The organism is Flavobacterium enshiense DK69, assembly GCF_000498495.1.
In the GTDB taxonomy this organism is placed as follows: domain Bacteria; phylum Bacteroidota; class Bacteroidia; order Flavobacteriales; family Flavobacteriaceae; genus Flavobacterium; species Flavobacterium enshiense.
The window spans coordinates 75,534-95,749 of the sequence record NZ_AVCS01000009.1 but is presented as its reverse complement, the minus strand read 5'-3'; the positions used below and the strand labels follow the sequence as shown (position 1 = coordinate 95,749).

18 protein-coding genes are annotated in these 20,216 nt (G+C 38.2%); 16 read left to right on the top strand and 2 right to left on the bottom strand.

What is annotated here, in order from left to right:
* The first annotated feature begins 38 nt into the window (after positions 1-38).
* Entirely contained in the window at positions 39-749 is a 711-nt protein-coding gene (locus tag FEDK69T_RS06330) for a polysaccharide deacetylase family protein (RefSeq protein ID WP_023573324.1), read from the top strand.
* Here FEDK69T_RS06330 and FEDK69T_RS06325 read toward each other — a convergent pair.
* Together FEDK69T_RS06325 and FEDK69T_RS06320 are read right to left on the bottom strand one after the other, a co-directional pair.
* The gene (locus tag FEDK69T_RS06325) at positions 746-1,042 is read right to left on the bottom strand and encodes a thioredoxin family protein (protein ID WP_023573323.1); all 297 of its coding nucleotides are present in this window, start codon (positions 1,040-1,042) and stop codon (positions 746-748) included. The two genes, FEDK69T_RS06330 and FEDK69T_RS06325, sit on opposite strands and share 4 nt — an antisense overlap.
* Before the next feature lie 75 nt (positions 1,043-1,117).
* Positions 1,118-2,350: a metallophosphoesterase gene (locus FEDK69T_RS06320; protein WP_035630202.1), complete on the bottom strand. Its 1,233-nt coding sequence runs from the start codon at positions 2,348-2,350 to the stop codon at positions 1,118-1,120.
* Between the two features lie 250 nt (positions 2,351-2,600).
* Here FEDK69T_RS06320 and polA point away from each other — a divergent pair, with 250 nt between their 5' ends.
* From polA to FEDK69T_RS06245, 15 genes are all read left to right on the top strand, one after another.
* Positions 2,601-5,438, top strand: coding sequence for a DNA polymerase I (polA, locus tag FEDK69T_RS06315; RefSeq protein WP_051385083.1), 2,838 nt, complete (start codon positions 2,601-2,603; stop codon positions 5,436-5,438).
* Positions 5,439-5,629: 191 nt separating this feature from the next.
* On the top strand, positions 5,630-6,532 hold the full coding sequence (locus FEDK69T_RS06310) for a nucleotidyltransferase domain-containing protein (protein WP_035630204.1): 903 nt from the start codon (positions 5,630-5,632) through the stop codon (positions 6,530-6,532).
* Positions 6,483-7,988, top strand: coding sequence for a B12-binding domain-containing radical SAM protein (locus FEDK69T_RS06305; RefSeq protein ID WP_240473170.1), 1,506 nt, complete (start codon positions 6,483-6,485; stop codon positions 7,986-7,988). Before FEDK69T_RS06310 ends, FEDK69T_RS06305 begins: the two co-directional genes overlap by 50 nt.
* Positions 7,978-8,778 carry a class I SAM-dependent methyltransferase gene (locus FEDK69T_RS06300; RefSeq protein ID WP_051385082.1) on the top strand — a complete coding sequence of 267 codons (801 nt, stop codon included), beginning with the start codon at positions 7,978-7,980 and terminating at the stop codon, positions 8,776-8,778. Before FEDK69T_RS06305 ends, FEDK69T_RS06300 begins: the two co-directional genes overlap by 11 nt.
* A 2-nt stretch (positions 8,779-8,780) precedes the next feature.
* Complete coding sequence (locus tag FEDK69T_RS06295) at positions 8,781-9,503, top strand: class I SAM-dependent methyltransferase (RefSeq protein ID WP_023573318.1); 723 nt, start codon at positions 8,781-8,783, stop codon at positions 9,501-9,503.
* On the top strand, positions 9,500-10,912 hold the full coding sequence (locus tag FEDK69T_RS06290; RefSeq protein WP_035630205.1) for an ArnT family glycosyltransferase: 1,413 nt from the start codon (positions 9,500-9,502) through the stop codon (positions 10,910-10,912). Before FEDK69T_RS06295 ends, FEDK69T_RS06290 begins: the two co-directional genes overlap by 4 nt.
* Positions 10,899-11,933: a glycosyltransferase gene (locus FEDK69T_RS06285; protein WP_035630207.1), complete on the top strand. Its 1,035-nt coding sequence runs from the start codon at positions 10,899-10,901 to the stop codon at positions 11,931-11,933. The genes FEDK69T_RS06290 and FEDK69T_RS06285 overlap by 14 nt, the downstream gene beginning before the upstream one ends.
* Positions 11,923-13,623 (top strand): ATP-binding cassette domain-containing protein, encoded by a 1,701-nt coding sequence (locus FEDK69T_RS06280; RefSeq protein WP_035630209.1) that lies wholly within the window; start codon positions 11,923-11,925, stop codon positions 13,621-13,623. Before FEDK69T_RS06285 ends, FEDK69T_RS06280 begins: the two co-directional genes overlap by 11 nt.
* Positions 13,613-14,506, top strand: coding sequence for a glycosyltransferase family 2 protein (locus FEDK69T_RS15405; protein WP_051385081.1), 894 nt, complete (start codon positions 13,613-13,615; stop codon positions 14,504-14,506). Before FEDK69T_RS06280 ends, FEDK69T_RS15405 begins: the two co-directional genes overlap by 11 nt.
* 35 nt (positions 14,507-14,541) lie before the next feature.
* Entirely contained in the window at positions 14,542-15,621 is a 1,080-nt protein-coding gene (locus FEDK69T_RS06270; protein WP_023573313.1) for a radical SAM protein, read from the top strand.
* A gap of 3 nt (positions 15,622-15,624) precedes the next feature.
* Positions 15,625-17,145: a B12-binding domain-containing radical SAM protein gene (locus tag FEDK69T_RS06265; RefSeq protein WP_023573312.1), complete on the top strand. Its 1,521-nt coding sequence runs from the start codon at positions 15,625-15,627 to the stop codon at positions 17,143-17,145.
* Between the two features lie 79 nt (positions 17,146-17,224).
* On the top strand, positions 17,225-17,899 hold the full coding sequence (locus tag FEDK69T_RS06260; protein WP_023573311.1) for a methyltransferase: 675 nt from the start codon (positions 17,225-17,227) through the stop codon (positions 17,897-17,899).
* Positions 17,900-17,992: 93 nt separating this feature from the next.
* The gene (locus FEDK69T_RS06255) at positions 17,993-18,247 is read left to right on the top strand and encodes an autorepressor SdpR family transcription factor (RefSeq protein ID WP_035630210.1); all 255 of its coding nucleotides are present in this window, start codon (positions 17,993-17,995) and stop codon (positions 18,245-18,247) included.
* A 3-nt stretch (positions 18,248-18,250) separates the two neighbouring features.
* A complete protein-coding gene (locus FEDK69T_RS06250; RefSeq protein ID WP_023573309.1) occupies positions 18,251-18,904 on the top strand; it encodes an SdpI family protein in 654 nt (217 codons plus the stop codon).
* The gene (locus FEDK69T_RS06245) at positions 18,897-20,210 is read left to right on the top strand and encodes a serine hydrolase domain-containing protein (RefSeq protein WP_035630329.1); all 1,314 of its coding nucleotides are present in this window, start codon (positions 18,897-18,899) and stop codon (positions 20,208-20,210) included. Before FEDK69T_RS06250 ends, FEDK69T_RS06245 begins: the two co-directional genes overlap by 8 nt.
* The last annotated feature ends 6 nt before the right edge of the window (positions 20,211-20,216 follow it).

Below are 20,216 nucleotides of genomic sequence, written 5' to 3'. Positions count from 1 at the left end.
TTAAGGTTTTTTAACTTTGAAAGCCTTATTTTTATAGTATGGATTTCTATTGGATAAAAACAAACAAACTCATCAAAAGGTTATTTTCCAATCAGGTTTGGGACCTCCCGAATACGGAGAAGAAAATATACCTCACCTTTGATGATGGTCCAACTCCCGAAGCCACTGAATGGGTATTGTCTGTTCTAAAAAAACACGATGTGAAAGCCACTTTTTTCTGCATTGGCGACAATGTCCGCAAGTATCCGGAACTTTTCCATAAAGTCCTCTCTGAAGGACATGCCATAGGAAACCACACCTACAACCACCTGCAAGGCTGGAAAACAACAAATAAATTATATCTGGAAAACATCCGTTTATGTGAAGAAGAAATCAGCCGGAAGATAGACGACATAAAACTATATGAGGAAAAAGAAAAAAAAGAGAAATCCGGAAACGGAAATCCCAATGGGATTCCACATAAAATCACGGGACTGTTCCGACCACCATACGGAAAAATAAAACCTTCCCAATCCGCTCTATTGCGCAAAAAGGGCTACAAAATTATAATGTGGGATGTTTTAAGTGCCGACTTTGATCAAAAGGTTTCTCCGGAATCATGCCTGCAAAACGTAGTTAAAAATACAGCGCAAGGCTCTATTATCGTGTTTCACGACAGTAAAAAAGCCTTTCGCAATATTGAGTATGCTTTACCGAAAGCAATTGAAATTTTAAAGGGGAAAGGTTTTCAATTCGCTACAATCGATTAAGTGTTTTCCTGAACCAGACCAATTATGGTATTAGCATCCAATTCTCCAGATTGTCTCCAAACCATCTGTCCTTCTTTATAAATCATTAACGTTGGCAATCCTTTAATTCGCAATGCTTCTGCCAATTCCTGGTTTTTGTCCACATCAATTTTAATCACTTTGGCCTTATCGCCTAGCGCCGCTGCAACATCTCTGATTACGGGATGCATGGAAACAGAGGACTCGTTCCAATCGGTGTAAAAATCGATAAGAACAGGAACCTGTGTGTTGATTAGTTCTCCAAATTTTGACATAAGCTAAAAGTTTAGATTAATTAAAAACTTTTTTTCTTAAAAAAAACAGTATACAAATATAACATTTTTACGCAATTACACTACTCTTTCGCCTTTTTTTAGTTGAATCACCGTTATTTCCGGCCAAATACCAACACGACCGGGATAAGCATGAAAACCAAACCCACGGTTTACATAAATGTAGCGCCCCATATTTTCGTACAATCCGGCCCATTGCTTATACACATACTGCACTGGACTCCATCGGAGTACACCAGGAATTTCAACACCAAACTGCAACCCGTGCGTATGACCTGACAAGGTCAGCTGATAGTTATTTTCGTGATGCTGCACTTCCGAGTTCCAGTGAGAAGGATCATGACTCATCAGGATTTTAAAGTCTTCCTTTTTAACTCCGAAAGAAGCTTTATTCAGATCACCGGCCTGTTTAAATTTCACACCCCAGTTTTCAACGCCAATCAATGCAATCTCATCTTCTCCATTTTTGATTCTAACGTTCTCATTGAGCAACAGTTTAAAATCAATCTGACCGTACAAATCTTTTATCTCCTGAAAATTTTTGTCTTTGGCAGCTTGCGAAGGCCATTCAACATACTCCCCGTAATCGTGATTTCCCAAAACGGAATACTTCCCGAATTTTGGCGTTTCGATTTTACGGAAAGTATTAATCCATGGATGCATTTCTACTGCATGCGTATTTACGATATCACCTGTAAAAAGAATCAAGTCAGATTTTTGCTGGTTCACCAAATCGATCGCGTATTCGATTTTTTCGGGATTATCAAAACTGCCGCTGTGAACATCCGAAATCTGAGTAATAGTCATTCCGTCAAAACTTTCGGGTAAGTCAGGAAAAAACAATGTTTGGCTAATTACTCTGTAATTGTATTTCCCTTTTGTCATTCCGTACAAAAGGGAAGCAAATGGTATAGCTGCAATACCGAGCGCAACCTGACTGATAAACCTCCTTCTTCCAGGTATCGCTTCACTGATACTGTCAGCCTGCGTAAAATAGTTGATGATTGTGGCAAACATTCTGAAAATATCCTCTCCTAAAAGAATTACAGCCACCAACAACTTCGGAACAAGCATCAGTAAAAACAAGCCAATGGTAAAAAGAGATTGGGCATTCTGCCCTACTCTCCTGTCAAATTGACTGAACCCATACAGAATATATACAAAAGCAAAAAAACTAACAACCTGATAAACAATCAATATCCAACGTTCGCGGGTTATTGTTTTAACCGCCTGAAAAGCATAGAGCTCCACCAAAAGAAGTATCACCCCAATAAAGACTAAACGCATCATTTTTACTTTAAGAAACAACAAAGTAACAACTAATGATTACGGCTACAATACTTAATTAGCTTTTTTTTAACTTCAATCGGCTCTGCTGCAAAAACATGAGAACCGCACTAACATTCTTCTAAAGACAGTTAACTAAAAAGAGACAACTTTCAACAATTCACCCTACCACATAACAAACCTATGCAATTGGCCTATGTTCTCAAATCCTGTCCTGTTTTTTTTATATATTTGAAGTCTTTAATCTAACGCAATCATGTCGCAAAAACGCCTTTTCCTTTTAGACGCTTACGCCTTAATTTTCCGTGGCTATTACGCTTTCATCAAAAACCCACGAATCAATTCCAAAGGAGTCGATACTTCGGCCGTATTGGGATTCATGAATTCACTGCTTGATGTCATCAGACGTGAAAAACCAGACCATTTAGCCGTAGCTTTCGACAAAGGTGGCAGCGTGGTTCGTAGTGAAATGTTTGCTGAATACAAAGCCAATCGTGACGCTACTCCAGAAGCTATTAAAATAGCCGTTCCTTATATTCAGGATTTTCTGCGCGCCATGCATATCCCCATTATTGAAGAAGCAGGATATGAAGCTGATGATTTGATCGGAACATTGGCCAAACAAGCAGAAAAAGAAGGCTATCAGGTTTTCATGGTAACGCCCGATAAAGATTTCGGACAATTGGTTTCTGAAAATATTTTCATGTACCGCCCTGCCCGTTTAGGGAACGACATCGAAATTTGGGGTGTTCCGGAAGTTTTGGAAAAATTTGAAATTCAAGACCCTTTACAGGTAATTGATTACTTGGGCATGATGGGTGATGCCGTAGATAATATTCCGGGATTACCTGGTGTGGGAGAAAAAACCGCGAAGAAATTATTGGCGGAATTCGGTTCCATGGAAAATTTATTAGACAATACGGACAAACTGAAAGGCGCTTTGAAAACGAAAATCGAAGCCAACAAAGAGCAGGGAATCTTATCCAAAAAACTGGCTACCATCCTACTCGATTGCCCCGTAACGTTTAACGAAACCGACTACGAGCTAAGCAAACCCGATGTAGAAAAAACCGATGCTCTTTTCATCGAACTGGAATTCCGCCAGATGCGAACCCAATTCGACAAACTTTTCGGCGGCGGTCAAGAATATGACGAAATAAATGGAAATGGAGACGCTACTCCAAAAGCAGCAAAAAAGACTGCTAAAAACGAAGATCAGTTCTCGCTTTTTGACAGTGGCGACAGTGAAGCGCCGGCAGGACATCACAGCTACTACAATACACTTGAAAACACAAATCATCACTACGAAATCGTTCAGGGTAATTTGGGTGTTCAACTTTTCATGCAGAATTTATTGCAACAAAAATCGGTTTGTTTTGACACCGAAACGACCGGAATCGATGCTCTTAATGCCGAATTGGTCGGAATGTCGTTCTCCTGGGAAAAAGGAAAAGCATTTTACATTCCGTTTCCAGAAAATCAGGACGAAGCAAAAGCTTTATTGGAAAAGATAGTGCCGTTTTTTGAAAATGAGGAAATCGAAAAAATCGGTCAGAACATAAAATATGACCTTAAAATACTCGCAAACTATGGTGTCACCGTAAGAGGAAAACTTTTCGACACTATGATTGCCCACTATCTGATTAATCCGGACATGCGTCACAACATGGACGTTTTATCGGAAACCTATTTGAAATATTCTCCGATGCCAATTGAAAACTTAATCGGCAAAAAAGGAAAAAACCAGAAATCGATGCGTGATGTACCTTTGGAAGATATTAAAGAATATGCAGCCGAAGATGCCGACATCACCTTACAACTGAAGGAAGTTTTCGACCCAAAACTCGACAGTACCGGCACCAAAAAACTGTTTGAAGAAATTGAAATTCCGCTAATCGAAGTCCTTGCCGCGATGGAACGCGAAGGAATCCGTTTGGATGTGAATTATCTGAAATCGATGTCAAAAGATATGGATGTCGAAATCAAAGAGTTGGAACTGAAAATTTATGAAACCGCCGGTGAAAAATTCAACCTTGCTTCCCCGAAACAATTGGGTGAAGTCCTTTTTGAAAAGATGAAAATCGGGGGCGCTAAACAAAAGAAAACCAAAACCGGACAATATGCCACCGGCGAGGAAGTACTGAGTTATTTGGCGAACGAACACGAAATCGTACGTCAGATTCTCGAATGGCGTCAGATGGTAAAACTGCAAAGCACTTATATCGTATCCTTACCTGAACAGGTTGACGAAGGAACAAACCGCGTTCACACCGATTACATGCAGACAGTAGCCGCCACCGGCCGTTTGAGTTCAAACAACCCGAACCTGCAAAACATTCCGATCCGTACTGAAAGAGGCCGACTGATCCGAAAAGCATTTATTGCCAGAGACGAAAATTACACGTTATTGTCTGCCGATTACTCTCAGATTGAATTGCGTGTCATTGCCGCCATGAGTGGTGAAGAAAACATGATAAAAGCCTTCCAGCACGGAGAAGACATCCATAAAAGTACAGCTGCAAAAGTTTTCCATGTGCCTTTGGAAGAAGTCACTAAAGAGCAGCGTAGCCATGCCAAAACCGTGAACTTCGGAATCATTTACGGGGTTTCCGCTTTTGGATTGAGCAATCAGACGAATTTATCACGAAGTGAAAGCGCTGCTTTGATTGATGCTTATTACAAAACCTATCCGAGACTTCGCGAATACATTCAGGAACAGATTGAATTTGCCAGAAACCATGGTTATGTGCAAACCGTTTCCGGACGCCGTCGTTATCTGAAAGACATCAACTCAGCGAATGCCGTAGTTCGTGGCGCTGCGGAACGAAATGCCGTAAACGCTCCAATTCAGGGAAGTGCTGCCGATATCATCAAAATTGCGATGATTAATATCCACAAAAAACTGATATCGGAAAACTGGAAATCAAAAATGCTGCTACAGGTTCATGACGAACTTGTGTTTGACGTTCACAACAGCGAACTGGAAAAAATCAAACCACTGATCAAATTCGAAATGGAAAATGCGTTCAAATTAGCCGTTCCGTTTGAAGTGGATTTAGGAACCGGAAGAGACTGGCTTGAAGCACATTAACTAGTTGGTTCTGTTCAGTTTATAGTATTCAGCGTTTCGTTGATTAAAAAAAATCAAAAAGTTGTCATTCTCATCAAAAGAGAAAATCGTATAATAAATTTAAAAAATCTGATTTTTCATTCGTAGAATTAACAAAAACCAAACGATTAATTGTAATATTTTGCTATATTTAGGCTATCAAACACATTCATTTGGAAGCCTTAAAAACCATATTGTATTTTTCCATTTTCAGACATCCTCTGAAAATGGAGGAAATACATAAATATACTACCCATGCTGATATTTCCGAAACCTTAAAAGAAATAGACTATTTAATTGAGGAAAAAATCCTTAGTAAAGTCGACGAATTTTATGTGTACGGAAGTGACTTGGATAGTGTTACAAAAAGATTAAAAGGCAATTTAGGCGTAAAAAAAGCCATGACGATTGCCAAAAAAAAGGCGCATTTCATTGCGAAATTTCCATTTGTTAAAGCTGTGGGCATTTCCGGCTCCTTGTCAAAGGGCTATTTCGACGAAGACAGTGACATCGATTTTTTTGTAATTACCGAGCCTGACCGACTTTGGATTACCCGTACTTTTTTAATGCTTTACAAGAAAATATTTCTGCTGAATTCACGCAAATATTTCTGCATTAACTATTTCATATCCACCCAAAATCTTGAAATAGAAGAAAAAAACCGTTTTACGGCCACTGAAATAAAAACACTGATCCCATTGCAGGGCAAATCAGCATTTGAAGCTTTCTATAAAAGCAATAACTGGATTGACAATTATTTTGGAGAACGGGATCCACTACAGAAGGATGTTCCGGATAGCACCAAACCAATCGTTTCCAAAGGTATTGAAACAATTTTAAGATTAAAACCATGTAGCTCTTTAGACAGCTTCTTCAGAAAAATAACGGTTTTAAAATGGAAAACGAAATTTAAAGACATGCCCAGGGAGGATTTTCAGATTGCTCTTAAATCCACAAGAAATATTTCGAAGCACCATCCTTCTTATTTTCAGAAAAAGGTCATTTTGGCTTTGAATGAAAAATATCGTGAATTCCACAAACAATACAATATTGAATTACCCGAAGAACATGCTTGATATTCTTTTTTCGCATTCGTATTATTACAAACTGGACCCAAAGCAATGGAAAAACAAAACACCTTTTCCGCCTTTGGGAACTTTATATGCCGCCTCTTTACTTCGAAAAAACGGGTACTCAGTAGATTTATTCGACACCAATTTACGGGACAATCCTTCCGCAATCAAACCAATTTTAGCAGCAAAAAAACCTAAATACCTGGTCATTTATGATGATGGTTTTAATTACCTCACCAAGATGTGCCTTACCAAAATGAGGGAAGCCTGCTTTGAAATGATTGCTTTCGGAAAGAACGAAAATTCTATTGTGATTGTCTGCAGTTCGGATTCAACCGACCATTATGAAAAGTATATCGAAAAAGGTGCCGATTTCATCATTCAGGGCGAAGGGGAAATTACGCTTTTAGAGCTCATAAATTCAATTGAAAAGAATGAAACAACCGAAACTGTTTCCGGAATTGTTTACAGGAAAGAAAACACAATAAAAGTCAACCCGAAACGAAATGCGCTTCAAAATCTGGATGAACTTCCAATGCCCGCTTGGGATTTGGCAGATATTGAAAGTTATAAAAACATCTGGAAGCAAAGCAATCAGCCATTCACCTTAAATATTGCCACCACTCGCGGTTGTCCATACAAATGCAATTGGTGCGCAAAACCTATTTACGGCAATCGCTATCATGCACATTCTCCTGAGTACATTGTCAATCACATAAAATATTTAACCGAAACTTTTGGCGTAAAGCGTTTTTGGATATGCGACGATATTTTCGGCCTGAAACCAAATTGGGTTCAGGAATTCAACGCCGAGTTACAAAAGCAAAACCTGAAAATCAGCTATTACATTCAGAGCCGGGTTGATTTGCTTTTGAAAGAAAACACCATTGATGCCTTGGCGAAATCAGGGCTGGAAGAAGTTTGGGTAGGAGCCGAAAGCGCTTCTCAGAAAATTCTGGATGCGATGGACAAAGGCACGAAAGTCGAACAGATTTATGAAGCCACACGCTTATTGAAAACTAAAAATATCCGTGTTGCTTTCTTTTTACAATTTGGTTATTCAGGGGAAAATCGTGATGACATTTCTAAAACCATTGCAATGGTCAAAGAACTGATGCCCGACAATATCGGCATCTCTGTTTCCTATCCTTTGCCGGGAACCGTATTTTATGAAAAAGTAAAAAATGACTTAAAAGATAAATCGAATTGGAAAGATTCCGATGATTTGGAGATGATGTTCAACGGTACGTTCCGATCTGAGTATTACAGAAAACTGCAACGTTTTGTCCATAAGGAATATCGAAAAAGCCAGGGTTACTCGAATTTAAAAAATATCGTTGTAAACCCATTGAATTTGTCTTTTACAAAAATAAAATCGGTGGCAAAATTGGGGTATTACATCCCGAGGGCTTTTATTGATTCACTTATTTTAAAAAGATTACAGCAAAATGGAAACTGATATTCTTTCAAATACGAGCTTAGGATTCTCTTCCGTATATGGCGAGTACGAAAGATTGAGCAAAGAGAACGAAATCGATATCTCTCGAAGAAATTCTATTCGCAATCACGTGGATTATTTCCTGAAACCCGATCATAAAATTCTCGAAATCAACGCCGGCAGCGGCATCGACGCAGTATATTTTGCACAAAAAGGAAATTTCGTTTTGGCTACGGACATCAGTGATGCATCCGAAAAACATATTAACAATAAAATCGAAACCCTCGGCTTGCCGAATTTACAATTTCAAAAATGCTCTTTCACCGAATTGCGAAATAACATCAATGAAAAATTTGATTATGTTTTTTCCAATTTTGGAGGATTGAATTGCGCCAGTGATTTGCAGCTTGTGTGTAATCAGATTAGCGAATTACTGAATTCAAATGGATTTGTTACCCTTGTAATCATGCCGCCATACTACCCTTGGGAAATGCTGACAATTTTGAAAGGAAATAAAAATGCTTTCCGAAGATGGAAGAAGAACGGCGTTTTGGCGAATGTGGGAAATCATTCCGTTAAAACATTTTACTATACCCCCAATCAGGTAAAAAAAGCTATGGGGAAAAACTTCAGGCATATCAAGACTCAAAACATAGGAACATTTTATCCTTCAGCGCATTTCAATTCACTTCAGAAATACAAATCGCTGATTTCAAAACTAGTGAGATTTGACATTTGGGCAAATAGCTCCCCAATGATGATAAAAGGGATTGGTGATTATTTTATGATAACTTTTCAAAAAACAAATTAGCGATGAGTATCATTTATTACAGTCAGCCCAAAAACGATTTTTCCGATTTGTATCTCAAAGTACGAAGAAAAGAAAACCGTTTGCTTTCGGAAGAGGAAATCAGAAGATTACCTGATTTCGAAAAAAAAGAGGCGCACAATGACGAATGGCAATTGCGAAAGAAATCGGCCACTCGTTTTACGGATTATTTAAGGCACAAAAACAGGCCTTTAAAAATTCTGGATGTCGGTTGTGGAAACGGCTGGTTTTCACACTTAATGAGCAACATAAACAATACTGAAGTCATTGGCTTGGATATCAACACAACCGAATTGGAACAAGCGGATAGTACTTTCCAAAAGGAAAACTTAACTTTCGTTTATGCCAATATATTTGAAAAAACGGAACTTCATCAGCATAAATTCGACATTATAGTATTCAATAGTTGCCTTCAGTATTTCGACAATCTGACAAAATTATTTCAGGTTGCTGATTATCTATTAACCCAAAACGGAGAGATTCACAGTATCGACACGCCATTTTACAATAACAATAGTATCGTAAGCGCGAAAAAAAGAAGTCAGATTTATTATGAGAGTCTAGGTTTTCCGGAAATGGCAAAAAACTACTTTCATCATCGTTTTGATGATTTAGGAAAACATAAAATCATGTATAAACAATCATTATTTTCAAAATATTTCAAAAAAGACAGTCCGTTTTGCTGGATCTTAATTCAAAGCCATTGAAAATCAAATCAAAACACATCATTTATCTATTCCCGCTTTTGGTTTGGGCGGTCGTCTGCTATGGTTTTTCATTCGATGGCCTATATGGTCAGGATGCTTATGAGTATTTGCGCTATACTGAAGCTTTAAAAACCTTTTTGGAAACAGGGAAAACTCCCGGGGATTATTTTTGGGGAGTATACTACCCGATTTTCGGTTGTCTTCTGAGTTTTGTCATTCCAAATACCGCTATTGCTTTACAGTTGATTTCAGTCCTTTCGTTGATTGTTACCTCGGTATATCTCGATAAAATTATCCGATTGACTTACCAGCAAAAGTCCGTTAAGCACATCACTTTTATATTTTTTACTTTATCACCCATTGTACTTATTCACAGCATGTTGGCAATGTCTGATATGTTAGCGTGTTGCTTTACAACGGTCGCCATTTATTATCTTTTGCTGTTCATCGAAAAATCCGGAAATCGAAATTTTATTATTGGAGCCATTTTAGTTGCATTCGCCCTATTAACGCGTTATGCTGCCATGGTGATTCTGCTCCCATTTTGCATTTTAGCATTCATGCGCCTTATTAAAAACCGAAGCTATTTTTGTTTGTTTTTTTCGGCTGTAACTGCAGCTTTAGTGGCCATTCCGCATATTATTATCCGTTCACAAAACAGCTTTCAGTTTTTATCGCATCAATGGCTGCAGGCCTGGGATATTCTGAACCTCTTCCGAAGCGATTTTGTAACCGTGGATGGCGAACAGCATTACCGGTTCATCAATATATTTTACGCCTTCTTCTCCTTTTTTCATCCGATTTTTTTGGCTTTCGGAATTGTATTCTTACTGTTCTTTCTGAAAAGCAGAAAAATCCGCCTTCATAAATATCAGCAACTTTTCTTAACGGCGATTATTCTGTATGCTCTTTTTCTGGGCGCCATTCCGTTTCAAAACAAACGCTTTTTGATTCTTTCTTTTCCTTTAGTGATTGCATTTCTTTTTCCTTTTCTGAGCCAACTGGCAGAAGTTTTTAAAAATCGAAAACTTATTTTTCCGGCTATTTTCCTGATTCAGCTTTCACTTGGGCTCCTTTGCGGAAAATCATTTTATGAGCGAAATACTTTGGAAAGCACCATTGCCGATGAAGTCGAAAAATACGAAGGCAACACGCTTTATTCCTTTGATATCGACATTGCCTTAAAAGGGCGGAAATTGAATTTTAACTACAAAAGCCTCTGGAAGGAGGAATATTCCGAATTCAAGAAAAATGCTTTACTTTTAGTCAACGAAAAACAGGTGGAAAAGCAATGGAAAGGGAAAAATCCGCTGCTTAATTGGGAAAACGTAAAGAACAACTATCAACTCGCCAAACTGAAAAGCTTCGAAGGCGATTTTAACCTGTACCGCATTGATGCCAAAAAATAAACATATCGTTATTCTCACCCCCGGTTTTCCAGAAAATGAAGCTGACACGACCTGCATTCCGGCGTTGCAAATCTATGTGAAGGCACTACGTGAAATATCAGGTATTACAATCACCGTAGTTTCGATACACAAACCATTTACAAACACTTTTTACTATTGGGAAGGAATCCCGGTTCATCCTTTAGGAAGCTCATCCGCTTTTTCCAAAATAAGCCTTTGGAAAAAAACATATCAAACCCTGAATCAAATTCATCGCAAAAACCCGATAACAACTTTACACAGCTTTTGGCTGGGCGAATGCGCTTTTATCGGGCATTGGTTTTCAAAAAAAAACAACGTAAAGCATCTGACTACATTAATGGGCCAGGACGCTTTGAAAGGAAATGGGTATTCGAAAATACTTCCTTTAAAAAAGATGCAGCTTATCACACTTTCCGATTTCCATCAGAAGACCTTTCTAGCCAATTGCAATGTAAAAACCGAAATAATTCCATGGGGTATCAATCCCGCAGATTGCAATCCTTCAGCAGAAAAAACGATTGACATTATTGGTGTCGGCTACTTAAATAAGGTAAAAAACCATGCGCTTTTTATTGATGTCATTTCCGAGATAAATCAAAAAAAGCCAATAAAAGTCGTTTTGATTGGAGAGGGAAATCAGTATGATACGCTGAAAAAGAAAATCAAATTGCTTAAATTAGAAGACGTAATCGAGCTGAAACGTTTATTGCCCTATAATGAAACCATGCGATATATGGCACAGTCGAAAGTGTTGTTGCATACCAGCCATTACGAAAGTTTCGGACTGGTTTTCGCGGAAGCTTTACAAAGCAAAACAATGATTGTATCCAAGAACACCGGATGTATCTTCGAAACGCAAAATTGGACAGCCGCAACTACAAAAAAGCAAATGGTCGAGGTTTGCAAAAGCCTTCTTTCCAAATCGTATCTGGAAACTGAAAAAAATCCGTTTTTGATTGAAAACACGGTACAACACTATTTGAAAATTTATGATAACTAAAGCCAAAATAAAAGCCATAATTGCCTGCGTTCCGGAAAAGTACCAAAAGAAATTGCTCCCATTTTTTGGTTTTTCTTTCGGGAATGTCATCTTGGATTTATTGTCTGTGGCTTATTTACTTCCATTCCTGATGCTGGCCCTCGATAGCCATTCCAGATTCGAAAACAGGTATTTACAATTTTTAGTTCAAAAAGAGCATCTGATATACAGTATACTGTTGCTAATCGTTTTTTTTATTGCAAAAAACACCCTCAGCATCCTGTTTATCAATTACCAAAACCGATTGATTTTTGCCGTTTCCTCGGAAATATCGAAAAAATACACGCATTCGTTTATTCACAATAATTATCTTTTTTATCAGAATCAGGACAAAGGAGACATCATAAAAAATACGATTGAAGTTCCAAATAACTTTGCCAACAATGTTCTCCTTTCCTTAAACACCATCCTTTGCGAAAGCATTATTATAATGGTCATTTCCGGGATCGGGCTGCTATTGTTTCCTAAAATCACACTGATTGCCATCGTACTATTCCTGCTGGCGTTTGCAATTATTTACACCTTCCGAAAAGTGAAGAACGTGCGCAAAAGCCTCTCTTCCGATTACCGAAACAACGTAAATTACCTCCTGGATTTAATCAATGGTTTTTTTGAAATTAAAAGTGCTTCAAAAGAAGAAGCCTTCTTAGACAAATTCAATTCATCAAACCGAAAGCTGAATAAAACCCATGCCTTTCTGACAACCTTAAAAAATTCCAATTCAAAATATCTTGAGATTATCATCATTCTTATTATCAGCTTTTTAGTTTTTTATTTGGTGAATTATTCCGCCGAGAATTCAAAAAACGTTTTGCTGATCTCCTTTATGGCTTCCGTGTTTTTTAAGCTGATTCCGTCGCTAAACAAGTTGATTGTTGCCGGCTCGAGTCTCAAATCGTATGATTACACCATTGAATCCATTCTGAAAAACACTTCCATTGAAAAAGAAACTGTTCAGAGCGAAACGCGCATCGGTTTTGAAAATGAATTAAGGATCGAAAATGTCAGTTTCAGTTACACCGAAGAAAATAAACTGATTGACAATGTCAGTTTAAAAATAGCCAAAGGCAACATCATAGGTATCAGCGGAAGATCCGGAACCGGAAAAACCACCCTATTGCACATAATTCTAAAGCTGATTAATCCGAAATCCGGAAAAATCGTTTTGGATGGCACAGAAATCACTCCGCTAAACAAGAATGCCTTTTTGAGTCTGATTGGTTATGTAACTCAGGAGCCTTATATTTTTAACGGAAGTATTCTGGAAAACATCGCCATCGGACAAACCGAAGCCGAAATCGATTTCGACAGGATTAATGCACTCACCGTTGCTATCGGTTTCGAAGAAGTACTTCAAAATTTCCCGGACGGGCTACATTCGTTAACTGGAAACAGTGGGCAAAAATTATCCGGCGGACAAAAACAGAAGCTCGCCATTATCAGGGCGTTGTACAACGATCCGCAAATTTTGATTCTGGACGAAGCCACCAATCAACTGGATGAGGAAAACGAAATCAAAATCCTGAATTATATCAAAGGAGTATCGCAAAAAGAAAAGCTCACGGTACTGCTCGTTTCCCACGACAAAAAAGTGTTGACCTATTGCGATACCATTCATCAATTTCAAAAAGAAATCTTACATGAAGTTTAGCATCGTCACCATAACCTATAACCGGGCTCACCTGATTGGCGAAACCATACAAAGTGTTTTGAATCAGACGCATGCCGATTTTGAACACATTATCATTGACGACGGTTCAACCGATGATACTGAAAATGTAGTGAGAGGCTTTAATGACGACAGGATTCATTATTACAAATATGAAAAGAACGATAAAAGGAGTTTTCTCAGAAATGAAGGTTTTCGCAAAGCGGAAGGCAACGCTATAAGCCTTTTGGATTCCGATGACATCTGGGCAAATGATAAATTGGAAACAATAAAAACCGTTTTCAGCAACAACCCTGATGTGAGTTTTGTTATTCATAATGTTGCTTTTATTCCGGATGATGCCATTAAGGAAGATTTGTTTTCAAATTATAAATCCGATTATTCCGGAAACATTTTATCGGATGTATTAGACGATACGATTCTACCATTTTCAACATTCACCATCAAAAAAGATGCGCTCGGCCAAATTGGTTATTTAGATGAAAGCATGATTGACGGCCAACATGATTTGTATGTAAGGGCCACGTCAAAATTCAAGGCCTATTATTGTGCAAGGAAATTGACCTATATCCGAAAGCACAGCCAAAACATTTCAAAAAAAACAAACATGTCGCATTATGACGACTATATGAAAACAATAGGTAAGCTTGAAAATCAGGGAAGTATTTCGCATAAAAAACACCGGATTTTAAAAAGTAAAATCTATTCGAAAATTGCTTACATTTATCAAAAGCAGGAACAGTATAATGACGCAAAAGAAAGTTATCGAAAAGCTTTTCAAGCAAGGTTTTTCAGCTATAACGGTTTGAAATCATTTTATATGTTTTTAAAGTTGCATTCTTGCAAGTCTGCTGATCTGACTTAAGGTTATTACTTATTTTTGAGCACAAACACGTCCAGATGATTGAAAGAATTCTAAAATACGCCAACAAAAAAGCACTCCCGGAAAATTATTTCTTTTCTCCCGAATGGATTGTTTTAGGCATCAACAACACTTGTAATTTACATTGCAAAATGTGTGATGTGGGAACCCAAAATCTGGAGACAACCTTCGCTAAGAATCTAACTGGGACCTCACCGCTTAACATGCCGATCGAGCTTTTTGAACGAATTGCAGATCAAACACAACTCTATTATCCTAATGCGAAATTAGGTTTTGCGTTCACGGAGCCTTTAGCTTATCCCCACATTGTCAAAGCAGTCGAATACGCCAGTCAGAAAGGGCTGTACACGGCAATTACAACAAACGCCCTTCTGCTTCCCAACAAAGCAGAAGCTTTAGCTAATGCCGGACTTAAGGAACTATTCATTTCACTCGACGGATTGGAAGCAACCCACAACATGATCAGGGGGAATGAAAAATCATTTCAAAAAGCGATGGAAGGGATTAAAAAAATATTTGAATACCAGAATCCTCCGAAAGTTTCCATAGTAAGTGCCGTAACCGAATGGAATTCAGACAGCCTGAAAGAATTTGTCGATTATTTCAAAGATTTGCCCTTGTACGAAATCGGATTCATGCACACGCAGTTTGGCGAACCTTCCGTTGCGGTCAATCACAACAAAATTTGGGGAAATACATACCCCGCTACCGAATCTAACCTTGATGAGATAAATTTGAACAATATGAACTTACCTCAATTGTTAGACCAGATACAAAAAGTGAAAAGTGAAAAATATCCATTTAAAGTATTCTTTTCTCCTGAAATAGATACTTTAGAAGGCTTAGACACCTATTACCTTAAACCGGAAGTAATCATCGGCAAACGATGCGAAGCGGTATACACCAGCATAATGCTTAAATCGGACGGATCGGCAATTCCGGCACACGGGCGTTGTTACAACCTGAATGTCGGGAATATCTATAATGACTCTTTAAAGGAAATTTGGACGTCCACCGTTTTTGGGAAATTCAGAAAAGATTTAAGAGACTCGGGCGGTTTCCTTCCGGCCTGCAGTCGTTGTTGCAGCGCGTTTTAGATTATGAAGAACAAAGTTATATTATTCAACCCGAAAAGTGCCAACGGGAAGCACCGGATTCCCAACTCCATTTTACAGGTGGGCGCCTCCATTCATGGCAAATATGAGTATGTTTTCGTTGATGGAAATCTGGAAAAAGATCCTTGGCAAACCATTGAAAACCATCTGAAATCGGGTGAGTTTAAATACTTTGGCTCCACCGTGATGCCCGGACCACAATTGCGTCAGGCAATTCCGTTCACTAAAAAAATCAAAGAAAACTATCCCGATATCACAACAGTTTGGGGCGGATATTTTGCGTCCAACCAGCATAAAGTCGCTTTAAAATCAGGCTTCGTCGACTATGTCATTAATGGTCCCGGCGACAACACATTCCCGGAGCTGATTAAAACGCTGGAGTCTGACGGAACAGAAAATCTGCATTCCATAAAAAACCTGATTTATAAAAATGAAAAAGGGGAAATCACAAAAACAGCCGTTGAAGCCTTATTAGACCAGGATACCTTACCTAAGTTTCCTTATGATTACTTGAATTCGCATTATCCGGTAAAGAATTATTTGGGTAAAACCTTTATGGGAAACAGAACCCTATCCTATCATTCGAGTATGGGCTGTCCGTTTTCTTGCTCTTTCTGTGCCATTGTTCCCATTTTCAATGCAAAATGGAAAGGCATGTCGGCTTCAAGAATTTATGAAGACGTAAAGTATTTCAAGTCCAGCTACAATATAGACGCCATAGAATTTCACGACAATAATTTCTTCACTTCCAAAAAACGCGTGTTGGAATTTTCCGAACTCATCATGAACGACAACATCAGCTATTGGGGGGAAGGCCGCATTGATACCATCAATTTATATTCGGATGACGAATTGAAACTGATGCGCAAAGCCGGCTGTAAAATGATTTTCCTTGGCGCAGAAACCGGAAACGATGCCGTTCTGAAACAAATGAACAAAGGCGGCACACAATCAGGGCAAATGATAAAGGATTTTGTACTACGGATGAAAAATGCCGACATCATTCCGGAACTCTCTTTTGTCTTAGGCATGCCGGCAAAAACCGAAAAAGAAGTATATGACCAAATTCTTTGGGATATCAATTTCATTAAGGAAATAAAGCTCATCAATCCGAAAGCGGAAATCATCATCTATCTTTTCAGTCCGGTGCCCACAGAAGGTTCCGAATTGTACCAACAGATTCTCGATGCCGGATTTTCATTTCCTGAAACCCTCGAAGAATGGATTTCACCCTCATGGGAGAATTTCGATTTGCGGAAAAATCCACTCACACCATGGTTGAAACCATACATGATTGATACAATTAAAAATTTCGAAACCGTTTTGAATGGCTATTATCCAACTGTTTCCGATTTCAGGATCCGTGGCTATAAAAAACAAGTATTACAACTCGTTTCCGGTTTCCGTTACAATTACAATTTCTATCATTACCCCTACGAAATCAAGGCTTTGCATAAGATATGGAAATACCGCCAGCCCGAAATTGAAGGATTTTATTCGGAATAATTCGCCACAAATCAAACAAATTAAATTTCAAAACAATTCAACCATGAAAGATTTGTGGCAAATTAATTCAATTGAATAAATGAGAGCAATTTTAAAGAAAATAACAGGCCCTTTTCTGAAAAAAGCAAGCGCTTTATATTTATCGAAACCTCGAAAATACAGATACAAAGACATATCCGTTTGGGTAGAGCCATCCGTTTTTCCGCCATTTATTACTATCAGCACGAAGTTACTTCTGGAATTTACAGAAACACTCTCTATAAAAAACAGGACATTTTTAGAATTGGGTTGCGGCTGCGGGATTATCTCCATTTTAGCTTCAAAAAACGGCGCTAAGGTTACCGCAACGGATATCAATCCAACAGCATTGGAAGCTTTGAAAAAGAATGCTGAAAACAACAATGTCTCAATCGATATTCTGCATTCCGATTTGTTTGAAAATCTAAAAAAAAGAACATTCGATTACATCATTATCAATCCGCCGTATTACCCGAAGAATCCTTCATCAATTGCAGAAAACGCTTGGTTTTGTGGTGAAAATTTCGAATATTTTGAAAAGTTGTTTTCCGAGCTTCCGGGTTATTTAAACGATTCGAATGAAGTATACATGATTCTTTCTGAAGATTGTAAAACCGACCACATCATTACCATTGCAGAAAAAAACAATCTGTCGATGAAATGCATTTTGAAAAAATCCGTTTTTAAGGAAGTGAATTTCATTTATAGAATTGAAAAGCGCATCAATCATCGATAACCATTTGAAAAAACCTTACACTTTCATATTTTCTGCTTGAGTTTCATTTATAATTTCGATTTTTATTTAGACATTTGTCTAAATGTTTAATTTATGAATAACATTTTCAAAGCATTGAACGACGAAACCCGACGCGAGATTTTAGAATTATTGCGAAGGCGAGACATGACCGCAGGCGAGATTGCAGATGCGTTTCACATTTCGAAACCAAGCATATCCCATCATCTCGATATTTTAAAAAGAGCTGATTTAGTCACTTCAGAAAAAAAAGGGCAATTCATTGTGTATTCACTCAACACCACCATCGTGGACGACATCCTTAACTGGGTTATTAACCTAAAAAAATAAACCATGGAAAAATTTAAAAAAGAAATTCCTTTTTTACTCATTGCATTACTGCCTTTTGGCTATTTGGCATACATATGGCCATCGCTACCACAAAGAGTTCCAATGCACTGGAATAGTTCGGGCGAAATTGACCGCTGGGGAGACAAAACCGAAACGATCATCATACCTTTTCTGATGTCCGGACTGGTGTATTTAATTTTTTTGATAATCCCGAAAATCGACCCGAAAGGAAAACTTCAAAACATGGGTAACAAGCTGAATGATTTCAGATTGATCCTTACCTGTTTCATGAGCATACTCGGTATATACATTTTATTCAGCATAAAAACCAACAATGGTGATCCGAAAATGATTTTTCCTCTTCTAGGCTTGCTTTTCGCATTTTTGGGCAACTATATGAAAACCATGAAACCGAATTATTTCATTGGTATCCGAACACCGTGGACTCTTGAAAGTGAAGAAGTCTGGACAAAAACACACAAAATGGGCGGAAAACTTTGGTTTGTGGGGGGCTTACTTATAACGCTAACATTTCTTTTAGACGGAAAAGTACAATTTTATACTTTTATGGTCATAATCGCCGTTATTAGCCTCATCCCAATAATCTACTCCTACATTGAATTTCAGAAACTTAAAAATAAGAATCAAAATGATTAGAAAAATTATTATTTGCCTGTTTGTAATCTCTTGCTTAAGTATTTCAGCACAGGAGAATGCGCGTTTCCGAAAAATAGACAGTTTGTTGATCTACCTGAACCATAACAACCGTTTCATGGGACAATTAAGCATCCGTGAAGGCGATGATGTGGTTTTTGAAAAAGCCTATGGATTACCAATGGCTAAAAAAGAAGAACAACCGAACAAGAATACGAAATATAAAATCGGGTCGGTCACCAAAACTTTCACAGCAGTAATGATCATGCAGCTAATAGAGGAAAAAAGACTGAAACTTGACCAAACGCTTTCAAAATTTTACCCACAAATCCCAAATGCGGATAAAATCACCATCAACGATTTATTGCGCCATCGTTCCGGGATTGTCGACTATGTAAATGCCGACAGTACCACAAGCATGACAGCATCCGTCGGAAAAAAAGAAATGCTGGCCAAGATTGCTGCCTACAAGCCGCTTTTCGCACCTAATTCCAAAGCAGAATACAGCAATTCCAACTATTATCTTTTAGGCTGTATCGTTGAAGACATTACTAAAACACCCTATAAAGACAATTTAAAAACCAGGATTGTAGACAGGCTAAAGCTGAAAAACACATATATAGTAAACAACGTCGATCCAAAACGAAACGAAGCACCGTCCTATACTTATAAAGGAGAACAATGGGAAGCCGTTCCGGAATGGGACATGTCATTACCGTTTGCTGCCGGATCTATTTCCTCAACTGCTAACGACCTCACCACGTTGTTGCGCGGTATCTTTAACGGCAAACTATTAAAACCGACATCCGTAGACGAAATGACACAATTAAAAGAAAGCTATGGCATCGGACTCGTGACATTTCCTTTTGGAGAGCGTAAATTTTTCGGTCATACGGGTGGCATAGAAGGTTATAAATCGGTAGTCGGGTATTATCCGGCCGAAAAATTAGGCATTTCATTAATAGTAAACGGCGACAACTACAACCGAAACGACATCATGATTGGCATCCTGAGCATCTATTACAAAATGCCGTATACGTTTCCGAATCTGAAAACGGTAAAAGTCGATGAAAAAATCCTTAAATCGTATGAAGGCACTTATTCATCAAAGGAAATTCCCCTGAAAATCAACATTAAAGTAGATAAAGGACAAATCATTGCACAAGCCACCGGACAAGGCGCTTTCACTTTAAATGCGGTTAGTGAAACCGAATTTGTCTTTGATCCTGCCGGCGTAAACATGACATTCGGCCAAAAAACAATGGTATTAAAGCAGGGAGGCATGGAAATTAAGTTTACCAAAGAGTAACAATTT